Here is a 15,370-nt window from a genome sequence, read left to right on the forward strand (position 1 = left end):
AAGCGAGGTATCCATGACCCCCGACAAGCACACCGACTCACCCGAATCCGAGACTCTCGAGGCACCGGAACTGGCTGCTGCCACCACCCCCGAGATGACCCCGGGCCTGCACGAGGACCTCGACAGCGTGCACCCCGGTCCCCGCGTGGACGGCGACAGCTCACAATCCGAGATTCCGGGGCCACCGGATCTGGTCGCGGCCACCACCCCGACGATGACCCCCGGTCTGACCGATGACCTCGAGGGACTGCACACCGACCGCGAAGTCACACCCGCGACCGCCACCGAGCCGCCGGGGACCGCGGCGGAGCCTTCGTTCTCCGAACGGGTCGAGGACGCGGGCAAGCAGCTCGCCGAATGGACCCGACGCAACCGCGCTGCGGTCATCGCGGTGGGTGCGGTGTCGGCGGCGGTCCTGGCCTGGGTCGTCGCGCGACGGCGGTGATCATGACAACGGCCTGGTACGAACCGTTGGCCATGGTCGCAGGCGGGATAAGGAATCCGTACCGGCCGAGTGGGGCTTCAAATCCGGCACCAGTGTTGGACGCGCCCACCGCATCGCGGTCGTAGAGCTCGTGCAGCCGCATCCGGTGCCCGCGCATCCACCTGCGCCGCTGTCTTCGGCTGCTGCGCAGGTGGTGCGGCGGGTGCGGGTCCGTGACCGGATCAGACCGGCCACACCGATGGTGAGCAGCCCGAAGCCGAGGGGTTCGAGCCATGACAGGCTCACCGACAGTGTTCCGCTGCTCAGGATTCCGGCGGCGATGAGGATCGGGGCCGAGCAGCAGCCCACACACAACGCCGCGCCGAGTCCGATCGGGGCACCGCCGAAGTCGCATCGGTATATGCCGAGTTCTACCACCGACTCGGCTACCTCGAGTTGGATAGGGTTCTCGGCCCGACCGAATGGGCACCGATGACGGCTTGCGGGACTGGGTAGCGAACCGCGACCTACGGCGCAGCGAGATCGCGGCCACCTTCGGCGAGCCGAGTCTGCGGGTCGGCCGACGCGTGCTGTGTTACGCGCCGTCCGACGGTGGGCAGTGGGTCTTCTTCGACTGCCTGCAAGAGGTGACGCACCGCTACGTTCCCGGTGCGGGGCGCTTCGACGCAGAGTCCGACGCCGACCCGCTGGTCCGTGATATTCGCACTCCCGCAGCCGGTTTCGAGGATGGTCTTATCCTGCCCCTGTACGGCAAGGTGTTGCGTTGGGGACCCGGATGGTGGATTCACCAACCGAGCGAGACGGCCACGGAAGAACAGAAGGCAATCGCGGAGCAACTCCGAAATATCGCAGCCGACGACCCGACCCAAGATTTCCGCCGATAACGGCAGGGCAAATCCATGCCGGGGCCTCTTCGGCGCCGTGCGTGTGCACCGATCCGACAACGCCCTCTCTTCGACCATCGGCTGACATTTCTCCAAGACGCATCGCGTCGTCTCTCGACAGGATGCCCGCATCACCGATCGATCGAGAGAAAGCGGTCCTATGCGCATTCTGATTTCCGGCGCCAGCATCGCGGGTCCGGTACTCGCGTATTGGCTCAGCAGGTACGGCTTCCGAGTCACCGTCGTCGAGCGCACCTCGGCATAGCGGCCTGGTTACGAGGTTGGTGAGGAGATCCAGCAATGCTCGAGCCGCGGCGGGTGTGGGGTCGGGCGGATTCGTCGGGATGATGACTTCGAGTTCTGCAGGCTCGGTGCCGGCGCCTCGGCGGGTGGCGTGCGCCGGTGAAGAGTTCTGGGGCAGTTCCGGTTTCTGCATTGGGTCCACCTTCGGAAGCGGTGTAGCCAGGGTTGCCTGCGGTGGATGCGATCGGTTGATGTCGTCTGCAGTAGGGAGGTCCGATGATCCGCTGATGTCGTCGGTTCTCGAGGATCTCTCAGCTTGAGATTTAACCTCTGAGCTGGGGTAGGTCGCCCCGGTTGATCATGGGTGAAGCCCTTGGTTGATGATTCATCTTGCTACAGAACGAATCTCATGAACCAAGGGCTTCGATGAACAGTGTGCACGATCCTGGTCGCGAGGGTGCGGCCGGGGAGTTGTCGGCGTTTCGGCAGGAGTTGTACCGGTGTGCGAGCGCGCGAGCGGATGCGTTGTTCGAGCTGTGTGAGGCGGTGTTGTGCGCGGACGGGCCGGTGACCACGCTGGTCGGGTTGTCTCTGGTGGCCGAGCATCGCCGTGGTCATGGCGGTATGTACGACGCGCTGGCGGCGGGCCGGCTCGATGTCACCAGGCTGCGGCGGGCGGTGACCGGATTGCCGGTCCCGTGTGAGCGCGGCGGCCGGATCAGGCTGGCGGTGGATGTGTCACCGTGGCTGCGGCCCGACGCTATGACCAGTGCCGACCGTTGTTTCTGTCATACCTATGGGCGCGGCAAGGGCAACGCGCAGCTGATCCCGGGCTGGCCGTACTCGTTCGTCGCCGCGCTCGAGTCCGGGGCGTCGAGCTGGTGCGCGCTGCTGGACGCGCAGCGTATCGGCCGTGACGAGGACCTCACCGCGGTGACCGCCGCCCAGGTCCGCGACGTGGTTGCCCGGCTGCGCGCGGCCGGGCATCATCGGCCCGGGGATCGCGACATCGTGATCGTGTTCGACGCCGGCTACGATATCTGCCGCTTGGCGTGGCTGTTGGCGGATCTGCCGGTTGAGCTGGTAGGTAGGGTGCGGTCGGATCGGGTGTTCTGCTTCCCCGCCGCCGCGCGGGCCCGCACGGGCCGCCCGCCGCGCCACGGCCCGGTGTTCACCCTCGCCGACCCGGCGACCCATCCCGAGCCCGCGGTCACGACCAGCACCGACACCCTTCGCTACGGCACCGCCCGCACCACTGCCTGGCACCGGTTGCATCCCCGGCTCACCCACCGCGGCCCCTGGGCCGACCTCGACGGTCCGCCACCGATCATCGAGGGCGCCCTGATCCGGTTGACCGTGGATCGGCTACCCGGCGACCGAAACCCGAAACCGGTGTGGCTGTGGACATCCCGTGCCGAAAGCGCCGCAGCGGACGTGGACCGCTACTGGCAGGCGTTCCTGCGCCGCTTCGACATCGAGCACACCTTCCGGTTCCTGAAACAAACCCTCGGCTGGACCCGGCCCCGGGTCCGTACCGCCGCCCAGGGCGACCGCTGGACCTGGCTGATCCTCACCGCCCACACCCAGCTGCGGCTCGCACGCGGCCTCACCACCGACCTGCGCCGCCCCTGGGAGAAACCCGTCACCGACCCGCACCGGCTCACCCCCGCCCGCGTCCGTCGCGGGTTTCGCCACCTCCGCCGGAAAACCCCCAATCCGGCCAGCGCGCCGAAACCCTCACGCCCCGGCCCCGGCCGCCCGAAAGGCAGCAAGAACCGGCACATCGCGCCACATCCAGAGGTCGGCAAAACCCGTGTGGCCCCGGCTACGCCGGGGCCACAACCTTAAATCTCAAGCTTAGACATATCGGTACAAGGAATGCCAATCGCGGGGGCACGGGGGCGGTTGGACGCGATTCGCGCCGATGCGGTCGATGCGGTCGCGGCCCCATGCCCCGAGCGGTCGCAGGGCGCTGTTGAGCTCCGAACCGAGTTGTGTCAGCTCGTATTCCACGCGGGGTGGGATCTCGGCGAAGATCTCGCGGGCGATGATGCCGTCGGCTTCGAGTTCGCGCAGGTGCTGGATGAGCATCTTCTCGGAGACTCCGGGAAGTCCGCGGCGGAGTTGACCGAAACGGCGTACGCCGTTCGCTTCCAGCTCCCACAGGATCAGGGCCTTCCATTTACCGCCGATCACGTCCATGGCAGCGTCGATACCGCAGAAATATGGGCCGGATCTCTTCTCACCTACCGCGCGACCTCGCTACCTGCTCACACACCCACCGGTAAGTCCCCGACCGAATAGTGGGTACTTGTCGACTCAACGACGCGGAGGCACTGTTTGTTTCAGCGCGCTGACCACGATATTTCCTATTCGAGGAGTTGATCCGCACATGGCGGAAATCCTGCACGACGGAGTGACCGTGCTCGGTCTCGGCGCTATGGGACATGCTCTGGCCGGGGCGCTCGTCGCGAGCGGCCGACCGACGACCGTGTGGAATCGGACATCCGGGCGCGGTGACGATCTGATCGAAGTCGGCGCCACTCGCGCGCCCTCGGTCGCCGAGGCAGTCGGAGTGAACGATCTCGTCATCGCGGTGCTGCTCGACCACACCTCGGTGCACGAAACTCTGGACCCCGTCGTCGCTCGACTGAGAGGACGACAGCTGATCAACCTGACCAGCACCGCGCCGGAACACGCCCGCGAACTGGCGAGGTGGGCGGCGGCGAACGGCGTCGGCTATCTCGACGGCGGGATCATGGCGGTGCCGTCGATGATCGGGCAGCCAGGAGCGTCGATCCTCTACAGCGGGGACCGCGCCGTATTCGAGAGCAACCGATCGCTGCTCGAGTCGCTGGCTGCGGCAGAATATCTCGGGGAAGATCCGGGACTGGCTTCCACCTACGATTTCGCCCTGCTGTCGGTGATGTACTCGATGTTCGCCGGCTTCTTCCACGGGGCGGCGATGATCCGCTCGGTCGGTGTGTCCGCCGCGGAATTCGTGGAACGCGCGTCCAGGTGGGTGACGGCGATGGCACACGGGCTCCCGGAATACGGCCGAACCATCGATTCCGGTGACTACACCACCGATGTCCAGCACCTGGGTTTCCAGAAAGCCGCGCTGGACGCCATCGTGACGGCCAGTCGCGACGCGGGGATCGCACTCGATGTCATCGCGCCGGTGAAGAATCTCATCGACCGTCAGGTCGCCGATGGGCACGGCGACCTCGCTTTCGCTCGAACGTTCGAATAGCTCCGCTGAGCCGCCGACGACCGGGGCTCGGAATCGTGCCGAACCGATGAATTCGCCCCGGCCAGAGGCCGGACGCGCCCGGCAGAATCCCGCCGGGCGCGTCCGGTTGTACCGCGATTTGGTCCCAGCCGACGCATCCGTTAATCTTGCTGAGCACCACCGGTCCGGGTGGCGGAATGGCAGACGCGCTAGCTTGAGGTGCTAGTGCCCTTTAACGGGCGTGGGGGTTCAAGTCCCCCTCCGGACACACACGTTAACCACCGGTCCCTGAACGCTGACGGTAGCCCGTTTGCGTTCAGGGTGATACCGGATTTCAACCCGCAATGCCTGATAGAGAGCGGTTTGGTCGCTCGGGCTTCCTTCTGACAAGACTTCCGCGATATCGCCCAGTCCATCAATCATCCGCTCCAGCTCGCTGGCCTCGATCGGCCGCAGGGTCGGGGTGGTATCGAGTTCAGCCTGAGCGAGGGTGCGATCCATCTGCGCTCCGTTGATGGCTTCGACGAGTGCTGCGGCATCGACCCCGGCCTCAATTGCTGCCTGGTGCCTGCGCAGTTTGGTTTCAGCGTCGACAAGCCGTTGCTTGGCCGACCGTCGCTGCTGTTCGTAGTCGACGGTTTCCTGTGCGTCGATCAGCTGGGCGATGGTGTCAGCACGATGAGTGGGGTCGAACAGGGTGCCGATCCAGTTATTCAGCGGACCGAGGAGCGCCGTCTGGCGCAGGTTGACCGTGATCGGGTGCGTATCAAGCACGGGGCTTCCCGGAACTAGCGTGCGGACGCGGCAACGGTAGTAGATCTGGTTGGCCTTGGCGGTTGCTTCCATCTTGCGGTTGCACAGCTCGCACCGGATGCATCCGCGCAATGGATACCACCGGTTGCTGGATGTCGTGACTCTAGTCCGTTCCAACCGTGCCTGCCCCTGGTGGCCGCCAGCTGCTTTCCGACGACGGGTCAGGTATGCCTGGGTGAATGTTTCGACAGACACGATCGCCGGATGTGCGGGTCGGCGGGAGCGCACTACTCGGTCCTGGTTCGCCCGACGGAAACGTACGACGTGCCCCGCTGCCACGTCGTTGGGATCGAGCAGATCTTCATGCTTGCTCCACCGCCCGAACACCGCATAGCCGGTGTAGCGCGGGTTCTCCAGAATCGCCCGGACCGTGGATGCCTGCCAGCCGTCACCGGAACGGTGAGAATTCTGGCCGGGATGGTGCGCTGAGGGGCACAGAATGCCGTCACGATTCAAAGCTGCAGCAATCGCTCGATCACCACGACCAAGCAGGTATTCGCGGAAGATCCGGCGCACTACCGCAGCCGCAGGTTCATCGAGAACCAAGATACGCAGCTTTAGACCGGCTGCTGCCCGGCTGGGGTTGGGATGGGGCGGCCCATCGACTGCCAGGTATCCGTATGGCGCTCTGCCGCCTTGATGACGGCCCTCGTTGAGCACCTGGGCGTCCATGCCTGCCCGGGTGCGCTTCTGCACGTGTTGACGTTCGGACTCACTCATCCCACCGAGCATGCTCATCAACATGTTGTGGGAAGGATTGAAGGGATCGTATCGCCCGCCGAGTTCGGGAACCCAGATCTCGACGCCGTAGGCCCTGAATAGCGGTGCCACCAAACTGAATTGGTTGCCGAACCAGCAGCGGGTGCCTTCACCCACTACCACTGCGGTCCAGCCCCGGTTCGGATTCTTGATGTCCGCCAGCAGGCGCCCTGCCTCGGTGCGTCGATGCCACGGCACCGAACGGGATTGGCCTACGTCGAAGTACGATGTGACGATCTTGCCGAGGGTGAACTTCTCCCCGTTGCCGTACTGCCACGCATACGACGTTTCGGGGTCCTGGTTGTCTTCGGTCGAGCATCGCCCGTAGAACGCGAAGAGGACATCTTCGAGCCTGCTGACATCCTCGATCGTGATGCCGAGGAGCCCGTCGAGGGTGGCCCACTCACCGCTTTGGTCTGACATGGCACGCCTCCTTTCATTTTGATCGGTTTGGTTGGCTTCGCTGTTTGCCGGATGATGCGCAGCAGGATGCGAGCTGCTGCGGGATTGAGGGGTGGTGGATAGTGCGGAAAATCTGCGGTGATGTCCGGGGGATTTTCTGTCACCGATAATCCTGCTGGCTGGGATTTTTAAGCTGCCACTGCTCACTATTTGAGCTACGATTTTTGACGGCTACGTTGACGGCTAAGCCGCCTAGGAATCGTATGGATAAGCGCGCATGTAGTTGTCGAATAACAGAGGTGACAGGAACTCTCTCGGAAGGGGCAGAAAAATATACCATAATTGCCGCATTTCGGTAGATCGGCGCATCTTCCACAGAGGTACTGACAAAGCGGATTTTGTTGGATTTGTCGTCTGACGGCAGGGTTTGACGGCTAAGTGGGCGTCCGTCACCGCCCAGCACAGAACGTTCCAGTTGACTGAGCCCCTGCTGCTGCCTGTCGACGTCGCTATGTTCGTACAACTCTTGCGTCGTAGTAATGCGAGCATGACCCAGGATAAGTTGAATATCGCGGTCTGGAACATTGGCGTTCTTGAGCAGCGTGGCCACGGTGTGTCGCAGATCGTGCAAGCGTATCCTTCGAAGCCCGGCTTTACGCTGCATCCGCTTGAAGGTCCAAAGGAGATAGCTCGGACTGACTGGCTGACCATTGGTGTGAAATATTATATCCCCCAGTTCGGCCGTTTCGGCGTCAATATGCTGATGGTGGATTTTATAATTCTGTAGCGAAACACGAACAGGCTGCAAAAGGGGGAGATCTCTCTTGCCCATGTCGGACTTCGGTGCTCCCGTCGTGAATTTACCATCGTAATAATGAAGTTGCTGCCGGATGTGGATCTGGCCACGCTTCCAATCGATGTCGGACCATCGAAGCCCGAGTACTTCACCTTCCCGCACGCCATACAGGGACACAATCAAATAGGCAGCATAGAGCCGATGACTTTTGGCGGCAGACAAAAACCGCGCAACTTCAGCAGATGTCCAGGGCTGCGTGACCCTTCGGCGGTAGGCAGGCAGAACGACCAGGCGCGCAACATTGCGAACTACCAGATCCTCACGCATCGCTCGAGTCAGAGCAGCACTCAGCACCGTTCGCATTTGGCGGAGCATCGAGGGTGTCTTGCCTGTCTCGTACTCTCGATCCACGATTGCCTGAAGTTCTGTGACAGTCAATCGTGTTAGCGATCGTTCATAGAGCACGGGCCTGAGATAAAGGCGGATGATATTGCGGTACAGATGGATCGTCGTCGGGCGCAATACTGATGGGGCTATCGTACGCATCCAGTGTTCGACGTATGCTCCTATGGTCCACTCTTGATCAGGGATCGGTATGCCTCGCTGCATATCGGCCACTCTGATCGTCAGCTTTTCATGCGCTTCCTTCCGTGTCCTGCCATACACTCGTAGCCGACGAACCTTGCCGCTAACAGTGCCGAGATAGGCAGCCCCTTCCCACCGCCCATCCTTGCGACGGTAGACAGTTCCTTCACCAATACCTCGCCGGGTCATAGCGCTCCTCCGGCTGCCGTTAGCTCATCGATAAAGCGGCCAATCTCTTTGGACGGCACGAACCGACGTCGTCCAATGAGCCTTTCCGAGTAGCGGCGTGTCACGGTCAGACGCTGCGGCCGTGTTGAAGATGCAGCAACACCAGCGCGGCTGCGGCGATGGCACCGATCCGGCACGGGCACAAGCTGACTCGACGCAATGCCTTGAACCATTTGAGCAGTGCGTTACCGCGCTCACCGACCGCGCGAACCTGGTTGTGGGCCTTGTTCGCCGTTTTCTGTTCGTCGGTCAGCTGCCCGCCCTTGGGCTTCTTGACCGCGACCGTGATCGTTGTGGCCTCGCCCAAGTATCCGAGATCGCCCAGCACGGGCAGGTTTTCACCGGTCCAGTCCGTGAGCGCGGGCAGCATCTCGGGGTGGGCGCGCAGCGCGGTGACATCGTGCTCACGTCCCGGACGAACCTCGGAGGTCCACATCGGCCACCCGTCCGGGGCGGTAACGACCTGGATGTTCCCGCCGTGGCGGCCGTGTTTTCCCGACCACCAGAGGTCGACTTTGACCCGGCGTGGCACCGAGGTGGCTTTGGCGGTGGTGGGGCCGGCTTGGCCGACCCGGTCGGTGTGGATGAGCGTACCGTCCACGCTGATGTGCTGGTGCCCAGCGACTTTCGCGGCCAGCAGCACGTTGTGCAAGGCCGGGGCCTGGGCGGCGAGAGTATCGATCACCTCGTGGAGGCTGTCGTAGGCGGTGGTGCGGCCGATCGCGTTGTCCAGGGCGAGCTGCTCGACACGGGTGCCGTCGGTGAACCACCGCAACCCCAGCACTGCCTGTTCGAGGCAGGTCAACGCCCTCCAGCGGGTCCCCAAGGCCTGGCGGCGCGCGGCCAGCAAGCCCGCGACGTGGGCGACGGTGGACTCGGGCAACGGCAGGATGGCGATGTATGCGACACTCATGACGCGCGGAACCTCTGTGAAGTTGATCTTTAGTCGGACCTCCTTCATACGCCAGAGGTTCCGCGTTTCGCGTTCCACCCCAACATCTTTCAGCACCGCCGCAGCAACCGATCCGTCAGACCACTACTCGGAAACGTTCAATCTTCACCGTGCCGATTTTGCGTTCATGGATCAGCTGGTACAGGCTCCACTTGCTGATGCGTAGACGCGAACAAGCTTCGGTAATTTCGAGCAGTTCGCCAGCAGTAGCTTTTCGAGCAGGTTTGTCGGTAGTCGCAAGTTGTTCGATCAGCCAATCGCGTTCAACCTCATCACCGTCGGCGATTCGCACAAGTGCATCGGCCAGGGTGTGCAGCACCTGACTGTTCTTCAATGTACCGTTCATTGCAGTATCTCCGCTGGAGAGAACCAGCGATAAGATCCTCCGATGTCAAGGTTTGTCAGTGCATGCATAGTGATTCCCTCCTTTCCTTGCTTCATGAATGGAATACGCTCGGGAGTATGTGCGTCAGGGCTAGCCGTTGGCTTCGTCTGAATTTGCCCTGATTTTAACTCCGTTGGCGCAACCAATCAATATTCATAGGATTATTTAACAACATATTATCGTTTGTGACATCGATTTATCGGCGGGATCTTCCATCGATTATGTTCGATATATTGAAGGATGGGGATCGAAGTCCGACAGGCGGGTGATGAATGGCGGTAGCCGTTCATCGTCCCAACCTGTCGAACCTTCGATATTCCATCTGGCGACTGAGCCGGTCAGTTCATGACGTGCCCATCAGGGCAGCTCTTCAAGAACTGGGACTCAGCCGTCCGACGCGTCAGCGCTCTTCCTGCTTCGCCGTGGTGAGGGCGTCGGGGTGGATTCCCCGCTGCCCTGGTCGGTCGTCTCGGTGGCAATCACCGCCGAAGAGCGACCACCACGCAGGCGTTCGATCGCTGCACGTCTGAGTGCTGCCTCTCGCTCGATTTCCTCGATGGCAGAATCAGCGCGCTCCGCGAGATCAGCCTCATTTCGTGCTCGTTCGATGTGATCGAGCACGGCCTGCAGGTGTTCGTCCGCGAGGGTGTTGCCACGGAGTTGAGCGATCAAGCTGATCTCGGCGTGGATCGCGGGGTCTACCCGAATGGCCATGGTCTTGCGGGTGGAGTCGTTGTCCGGTTGGGACATGGCAGCTACCTCCTCGGTAGGTGCGACTGGTGAGTGCGGATGCACTCACTGGTTCAGCCGCGGGCTACCGACGAAGCCGACTCCTGAGTGGCGGATACTGTTCGGGGCCAGCGCGCACCGTGATCCGTCGTCCGGTCATGCTGAACCTCGCTGCCGATGCAGCCGATCCGATGGCACCGGATATCCGGGAATCACGATGTCCGAGTCGATTTCGTTCCCCCACACCTCCCAGCCAGGCTGGCGTCGGCGGGCGAACAGTTCGAGATATGGTCCGCTGCTGATTCGCTCGACGATTGCAAACGTTTCTTCCGGCTTGTGGCTGTGCTCCTGAACGGGGGCGATGAACCACGTTGGTTGTGCCCGGAAGTTCACCGGTGCCCGTCCGCGAGTGCCGAACAAAACATGTTCTGTCATGTTGCGTAGGTACTGCCCGAGTTGCAGGCGCGGTTTCACCCAGGTCAGCGGTGATCGCGGTGTGAAGCCCCACGCCTCCATCACGTCGTAGCCATACCGGAGAGTGGCGTTAGTAACCCATAGCCAGAGATGCGCGTCGTCTTCGGCCAGATCCGAAACGGGAAGCGCCTTGATCTGTTCCAGCGTCATCAGCGAATAGTGCCTACTCGCCCCATAGTGGCCACGTTGCAGGATGTCCCACGGCGGGTCGACCAGGATGGTTCTGTAACGGCGAACAGCGCTCACGTCGTGCCTCCCGTCTTGATCAGCGAGATGAGTTGGTGGGGCGCGATGATTCGAAACAGGCTGGCGTCAAGTCGCTGGTCACGTTCGATCGCTTCGACAAGAGCCGATCGTCTCTCGGCGGCACGCGCCTCGGTCTGGGCGCTGAGGCTCCAGATGACGAGTGGAAAGACGCCGTCGTTCTGTTCCTGTTCGATCCCCGTCCGTCGATAGCTCTCGTACTCGCGGGACTTGCGTAGCAGGGTGGGCAGACTTTCGGTGCCCATGTCGTGTTCGTAGAACCAGCTGCTGATCAGGTCACCCCCGATCGCAGCGGCTGTCTCCAAGTACATGTCCGGTCGTAGCGTCAGCAGGGCACCGCCGAGGCCGTGGTAGGTCCGCCATGCCATCGCCTCGACATCACCTCGAACCAGTTCGAGTCGGCCATGCACCTGGGCGGTGATGAGAGCGATGTGGGATTCCGCGACCGCCAGGGTGTGGGTCAGGAACGTGTGACTCGGTGTGGTGTAGCGCCGCTTCGATGGCTCGGCGTTCTCGATCTGGAGCAGTTTCGCACCGACGACGTCGACGTAGTGCACCAGTCCTCCCGATCCGGCACGAAGTCCGCCGATGCGGCGTTCCAAGGTGCCGAGAACTCGCCAGCGCCGCAATCGGGCGAGACTGCGTTGGGTAATCCTCAGTCCGGATTTCGAGCTGAGGCCCTGGAAGTGCAGCTGGTGGATGTGGCGAACCGTCAAGAACCGGTGTTCGGCGACAGACCGCAGGATCTGAAAGTCGCGCCCGCTCATTTCGCTGCTGACAGCAGCAGCGTCGCGTCGAACACTGTGTGGGCGGCCGGGACGACGGGAGGATGAAGCGGAATCCGCATCAGTCGTTGCACGAACGCGGCCGGAATCGCGACTGACCGGCGATAACTTACTTGTGGAAGACAACGTGAAACGGCTGTCGAGGCGGTTGGCGAGATGATCGCGCCGCAGGAGTTCGCACGTAGAGCTGTCCATACTGAACTCCCCTTCCGCTGCGGGACACCCGCCGTGACGCGGAGTCGGCCGCTCGGTCATGATCGCCTCCGTCGCTGATGTGTCCGGTTGCGTGATACATCAGTGCCAAGGTCGTCCAGCAGGCGGGAGAATCCGGCCTCGATCTCCTGTACCGGTCGACCATAGCGTTCACGACTCAGGCGACGAATCGCATCGGGGTCAGCCGTCTTCGGCGGCGGAGCCTGCGTCACCCCCGAGACCCAAGGCTGCATGCTGTTGTCTCGAACCAAGCGGGCGTACACATGGTGCGCAGGCAGAGCGGTGAAATCCTCTGCGGTAAGCGCGGATTGACCGGCAGCAGCAGTCTTGGCGTCGTCGGCGTTCAGAGCAAAGGTGACGCGGTTCCGGGCGTTATTTCGAAAGGCGTTGAGCATCGGGGCAGGCAGTTGCTTTTCGTACTGATGTGCCAAATGGAACCCGGCGCGCAGGCTCCGGGAGAGTGCCAGCGCCTCATCCAAATCCGTTGGCAGATTGAGGAACTCCTGTACCTCGTCGATGTAGACCATGACCGGAATGCGCAGCCCTTCGGGCATGCTGACTCGTTCCAATATGGCTTGCCACAGGTCATAGAGAACTACCGCTGCGAGGAGTTGCGACGCTTCAGGGCCGATGACGCCCTTTTGGAGTGGCACCAGCAGGATCTTGCGTTCGTTCAAGACCTGGCGAACGTTGAAGCGCGGACGTTGCTGTGCCAGCACTGCCCGAAGATGCCGATCCAACAGAGGTCGGATCTTGTTGCTCAGGGGAGCCACGACGTTTGCTGCGGCCTCGGGCGTCATGCCGTCATACCACTGCCAGAACGGCCCGCTCGAAAATGGATCATCGCGCACCGCTGCCTGCACCAGTGGACGCCGGAATCCGGGGTTGGTCAGGATCAGCGGCAACATGATCAGGCTGGCATCTTCGCGTCGCACCAGCACCTTGAGGCAGTTTCGCAGGATGTCGCTGCTTCGCGGCCCGAGCGATTCCCCGTAGAGCGAACGGAAAGTACCGAACATGCTGTCGGCGATGACGTCCGGTGACATGTTCTCTCGGCCGCTGCCTGGTGAGCGGTCCAACGGATTCAATCCGACAGGCGCGTCGGAAAGTGGATCGATGATCACGACGTCGTCGCGTCGCGGGGCCGGAATCCGCTCCAGTACGTCGTTAATCAGGTCTTTGGGCTCGATGACCACCACCGGTCGGTTCGCTTCCAGGTCCCGCGCGATCAGGTTCAGTAACAGCGTCGATTTGCCGGTACCTGTAGGCCCGCTGAGCCACATGTGTTTCAGCGAGTCGACCACATCAATTCCGATCGTCCCCGTTGAACCGGGGGCGTTCGCCAAGGCAATGACGCGCTCTCCGGACTGCACGGCCGCTGTCGGTCGGACTAGCCGGGGATGCGACGACGGCACTCCTGGCAGCAGTACGTCATCCTTGTCCCGAATCGGCCATGCCACCAAGAGCGTGACCTCCGGGACACTGAGGCGCTGTGGAGGCGAAAACAGTGACCAGAACGATGTGCGGGGATCGTTCAGTCGTGCGGGTGCGTCGTCTTTCAACCGCAGATGCACCCCGGCGGCATTGACCGTGCCAAGAGTCGATGCCAGGTTCAGCAGCAGGGACTTCCGTCTTCCCGCGGCCGGAGCCGACACTCCGATCCGCACGGTGGCCGAAAAGCCATGCTGCCCCAACTTGCGGGTTACTGCCTGCGTCGCGCCCGGTCGGTCGTCGGGTTGCAGCCCGACCAGCACTTTGGATAGCACACTTTGGCTGCCGTCATGACGATCCGCTGCTGGCAACGAGGGAAGTCGGCTGCGACCCAGCACAATCTGGATAACCAGTTCCTCGGCCTCGGCTACCGCTGTGAGCGCGGACAGAATCGAACGTTCAGCGCTGAGACGGTCAGCGGCCTCCAACGGCCAATCCGTGGTGGACAGGCCGAGTCGCCGGGTTGCAGCCACCGCCGGGCGGCCCTTCTCCGCGGCATCGGTCACCATGCTGCCCGGCACCAACTGTTCGACAGCACGCCGAACCGTTTCGGAATAGCGGCGCTGCGTGCCGATTAGATAGCGAATGCCCTTCTGATCGGCACGGGCCTCCAGCACGACTTTCGGTCGATGCTGCTGGGCGGCCCAGTGCCGCAGCAACCCCGACGCCGCCACCTCGCTGAACGGACTCGGCCAAAACACATACTGCCACTGCATTGTCGTAGGTGTCAGCGGAAGAGGCAGTTGCTCATTCGTCATCGACAACCTCCTGCCTTTCCGTTGGAGCGGCCACGGCCTCGGTGGTGGCAGCCGACGTCGATGGGAGATTGCTGTCGTCCGTGTGGCTTTCCACTGCGGCGGCCTTCTCAGCCGCAGCCTCCGCCAGGGCTGCGGCGATGATGGCCCGGCCCAGCTTGGTCAGATCCGGCGGCGTCCTCCGAACGCTGCGTACCGTGATGTGCGGCTTCGGCCGATTCGGCCGGTTACGCCCCTTCTCCGGTCGCCGGTAGTTGAACTTGTTGTTTTTAGACATAGCTTCGCCCTCCTTGGAATTAATGGTTGGTTGCTGACCGGCACCAGCGAGCAATGACGCATGTCCTGCGCCCACCCAATGTTCGTGCCGTTCTGACTTCACTATGTGGAAAGAAAATTAACTGACAATTAAATGGTAAAATTTTGCAACACCGAAGCGAACGGGTGACCTCCCGTAATGGTGCGACGGCTTACCAGCGTTCTCGCAGTGTGCGAACTACAACGATCGCCAACCAAACCGTCGCGGCCACAGCGGCAATGCCCACTACCCACCACACGATCGATGCAATGAGAGAGACGGCGATATAGATCGCGATAGCCGCCCCAACAGCTTTCAGGCTAGCGCTCAGAAGGACATCGATGCCGGAAGGTTCGTGGCCGCTCACGCTTGCCACCTGCGAGTCCACAGCAGCAGCTCCGCGCTGGTGACACTCAGCAGCTCCCATATGCAGGTAGCCGTCCGAGGTGCCATATCCTCGAAAACCTCTACCATGTCGACGATCTCGCGCATCGTGGTCGAAAGCTTGTGAACCGTCGCCTCCGTCAGGTGCACCGTGACGTCGGGGTTGTCCCCATCGGGAGTTTTTCCCTCGAATACCCACGGCAGTGGGTCAGGATCGGGCGGCGGATTGATCAGATTTGATTCTTCGCTCATGATT

16 protein-coding genes and 1 tRNA gene are annotated in these 15,370 nt (G+C 62.4%); 6 read left to right on the forward strand and 11 right to left on the reverse strand.

What is annotated here, in order from left to right; all coding sequences use genetic code 11:
* The first annotated feature begins 13 nt into the window (after positions 1-13).
* The 4 genes from OG225_RS16880 to OG225_RS16895 all read left to right on the forward strand — a co-directional run bounded on the left by OG225_RS16880 (position 14) and on the right by OG225_RS16895 (position 3,420).
* A complete protein-coding gene (locus OG225_RS16880; protein ID WP_405182531.1) occupies positions 14-445 on the forward strand; it encodes a hypothetical protein in 432 nt (143 codons plus the stop codon).
* Positions 446-906: 461 nt separating this feature from the next.
* Positions 907-1,329, forward strand: coding sequence for a hypothetical protein (locus OG225_RS16885; RefSeq protein WP_405182532.1), 423 nt, complete (start codon positions 907-909; stop codon positions 1,327-1,329).
* 160 nt (positions 1,330-1,489) lie between these two features.
* Positions 1,490-1,594: an NAD(P)-binding protein gene (locus OG225_RS16890; protein ID WP_405183548.1), complete on the forward strand. Its 105-nt coding sequence runs from the start codon at positions 1,490-1,492 to the stop codon at positions 1,592-1,594.
* A gap of 404 nt (positions 1,595-1,998) precedes the next feature.
* Positions 1,999-3,420, forward strand: coding sequence for an NF041680 family putative transposase (locus tag OG225_RS16895; RefSeq protein WP_331758060.1), 1,422 nt, complete (start codon positions 1,999-2,001; stop codon positions 3,418-3,420).
* 9 nt (positions 3,421-3,429) lie between these two features.
* On the opposite strand, the gene OG225_RS16900 is transcribed toward OG225_RS16895, so the two are convergent.
* Positions 3,430-3,774, reverse strand: a complete 345-nt coding sequence (locus OG225_RS16900) for a winged helix-turn-helix transcriptional regulator (protein ID WP_405182533.1) — start codon at positions 3,772-3,774, stop codon at positions 3,430-3,432.
* Positions 3,775-3,964: 190 nt separating this feature from the next.
* Here OG225_RS16900 and OG225_RS16905 point away from each other — a divergent pair, with 190 nt between their 5' ends.
* Both OG225_RS16905 and OG225_RS16910 read left to right on the forward strand, forming a co-directional pair.
* Positions 3,965-4,825: an NAD(P)-dependent oxidoreductase gene (locus OG225_RS16905; protein WP_405182534.1), complete on the forward strand. Its 861-nt coding sequence runs from the start codon at positions 3,965-3,967 to the stop codon at positions 4,823-4,825.
* A gap of 162 nt (positions 4,826-4,987) precedes the next feature.
* Positions 4,988-5,072, forward strand: a tRNA-Leu gene (locus tag OG225_RS16910).
* On the opposite strand, the gene OG225_RS16915 is transcribed toward OG225_RS16910, so the two are convergent.
* The 10 genes from OG225_RS16915 to OG225_RS16960 all read right to left on the reverse strand — a co-directional run bounded on the left by OG225_RS16915 (position 5,054) and on the right by OG225_RS16960 (position 15,366).
* A complete protein-coding gene (locus OG225_RS16915; protein WP_405182535.1) occupies positions 5,054-6,799 on the reverse strand; it encodes a recombinase family protein in 1,746 nt (581 codons plus the stop codon). The two genes, OG225_RS16910 and OG225_RS16915, sit on opposite strands and share 19 nt — an antisense overlap.
* 139 nt (positions 6,800-6,938) lie before the next feature.
* A complete protein-coding gene (locus OG225_RS16920) occupies positions 6,939-8,348 on the reverse strand; it encodes a tyrosine-type recombinase/integrase (RefSeq protein WP_405182536.1) in 1,410 nt (469 codons plus the stop codon).
* Between the two features lie 106 nt (positions 8,349-8,454).
* Positions 8,455-9,300, reverse strand: a complete 846-nt coding sequence (locus OG225_RS16925) for a transposase family protein (RefSeq protein WP_331758801.1) — start codon at positions 9,298-9,300, stop codon at positions 8,455-8,457.
* A gap of 115 nt (positions 9,301-9,415) precedes the next feature.
* Positions 9,416-9,685 (reverse strand): hypothetical protein, encoded by a 270-nt coding sequence (locus OG225_RS16930; RefSeq protein WP_405182537.1) that lies wholly within the window; start codon positions 9,683-9,685, stop codon positions 9,416-9,418.
* A gap of 423 nt (positions 9,686-10,108) precedes the next feature.
* Entirely contained in the window at positions 10,109-10,474 is a 366-nt protein-coding gene (locus OG225_RS16935) for a hypothetical protein (protein ID WP_405182538.1), read from the reverse strand.
* A 135-nt stretch (positions 10,475-10,609) separates the two neighbouring features.
* Positions 10,610-11,173, reverse strand: a complete 564-nt coding sequence (locus tag OG225_RS16940) for an MT-A70 family methyltransferase (protein ID WP_405182539.1) — start codon at positions 11,171-11,173, stop codon at positions 10,610-10,612.
* Positions 11,170-11,958 carry a replication-relaxation family protein gene (locus OG225_RS16945; protein ID WP_405182540.1) on the reverse strand — a complete coding sequence of 263 codons (789 nt, stop codon included), beginning with the start codon at positions 11,956-11,958 and terminating at the stop codon, positions 11,170-11,172. The genes OG225_RS16940 and OG225_RS16945 overlap by 4 nt, the downstream gene beginning before the upstream one ends.
* 269 nt (positions 11,959-12,227) lie before the next feature.
* Positions 12,228-14,438 (reverse strand): type IV secretory system conjugative DNA transfer family protein, encoded by a 2,211-nt coding sequence (locus OG225_RS16950; RefSeq protein WP_405182541.1) that lies wholly within the window; start codon positions 14,436-14,438, stop codon positions 12,228-12,230.
* Positions 14,428-14,712, reverse strand: a complete 285-nt coding sequence (locus tag OG225_RS16955) for a hypothetical protein (RefSeq protein ID WP_405182542.1) — start codon at positions 14,710-14,712, stop codon at positions 14,428-14,430. Before OG225_RS16955 ends, OG225_RS16950 begins: the two co-directional genes overlap by 11 nt.
* Positions 14,713-15,093: 381 nt before the next feature.
* Positions 15,094-15,366, reverse strand: coding sequence for a hypothetical protein (locus OG225_RS16960; RefSeq protein WP_405182543.1), 273 nt, complete (start codon positions 15,364-15,366; stop codon positions 15,094-15,096).
* Between the last annotated feature and the right edge of the window lie 4 nt (positions 15,367-15,370).

Origin of the sequence: Nocardia sp. NBC_01377 (genome assembly GCF_045040005.1) — a bacterium.
In the GTDB taxonomy this organism is placed as follows: Bacteria; Actinomycetota; Actinomycetes; order Mycobacteriales; family Mycobacteriaceae; genus Nocardia; species Nocardia noduli.

Bases quoted from the DNA above. Each gene is read 5' to 3' on its own strand.
- OG225_RS16880 (WP_405182531.1), top strand. From the start codon at position 14: ATGACCCCCGACAAGCACACCGACTCACCCGAATCCGAGACTCTCGAG.
- OG225_RS16890 (WP_405183548.1), top strand. From the start codon at position 1,490: ATGCGCATTCTGATTTCCGGCGCCAGCATCGCGGGTCCGGTACTCGCG.
- OG225_RS16955 (WP_405182542.1), bottom strand. From the start codon at position 14,712: ATGTCTAAAAACAACAAGTTCAACTACCGGCGACCGGAGAAGGGGCGT.
- OG225_RS16915 (WP_405182535.1), bottom strand. From the start codon at position 6,799: ATGTCAGACCAAAGCGGTGAGTGGGCCACCCTCGACGGGCTCCTCGGC.
- OG225_RS16900 (WP_405182533.1), bottom strand. From the start codon at position 3,774: ATGGACGTGATCGGCGGTAAATGGAAGGCCCTGATCCTGTGGGAGCTG.
- OG225_RS16945 (WP_405182540.1), bottom strand. From the start codon at position 11,958: ATGAGCGGGCGCGACTTTCAGATCCTGCGGTCTGTCGCCGAACACCGG.
- OG225_RS16950 (WP_405182541.1), bottom strand. From the start codon at position 14,438: ATGACGAATGAGCAACTGCCTCTTCCGCTGACACCTACGACAATGCAG.
- OG225_RS16885 (WP_405182532.1), top strand. From the start codon at position 907: ATGGGCACCGATGACGGCTTGCGGGACTGGGTAGCGAACCGCGACCTA.
- OG225_RS16935 (WP_405182538.1), bottom strand. From the start codon at position 10,474: ATGTCCCAACCGGACAACGACTCCACCCGCAAGACCATGGCCATTCGG.
- OG225_RS16925 (WP_331758801.1), bottom strand. From the start codon at position 9,300: ATGAGTGTCGCATACATCGCCATCCTGCCGTTGCCCGAGTCCACCGTC.
- OG225_RS16895 (WP_331758060.1), top strand. From the start codon at position 1,999: ATGAACAGTGTGCACGATCCTGGTCGCGAGGGTGCGGCCGGGGAGTTG.
- OG225_RS16930 (WP_405182537.1), bottom strand. From the start codon at position 9,685: ATGAACGGTACATTGAAGAACAGTCAGGTGCTGCACACCCTGGCCGAT.
- OG225_RS16905 (WP_405182534.1), top strand. From the start codon at position 3,965: ATGGCGGAAATCCTGCACGACGGAGTGACCGTGCTCGGTCTCGGCGCT.
- OG225_RS16920 (WP_405182536.1), bottom strand. From the start codon at position 8,348: ATGACCCGGCGAGGTATTGGTGAAGGAACTGTCTACCGTCGCAAGGAT.
- OG225_RS16960 (WP_405182543.1), bottom strand. From the start codon at position 15,366: ATGAGCGAAGAATCAAATCTGATCAATCCGCCGCCCGATCCTGACCCA.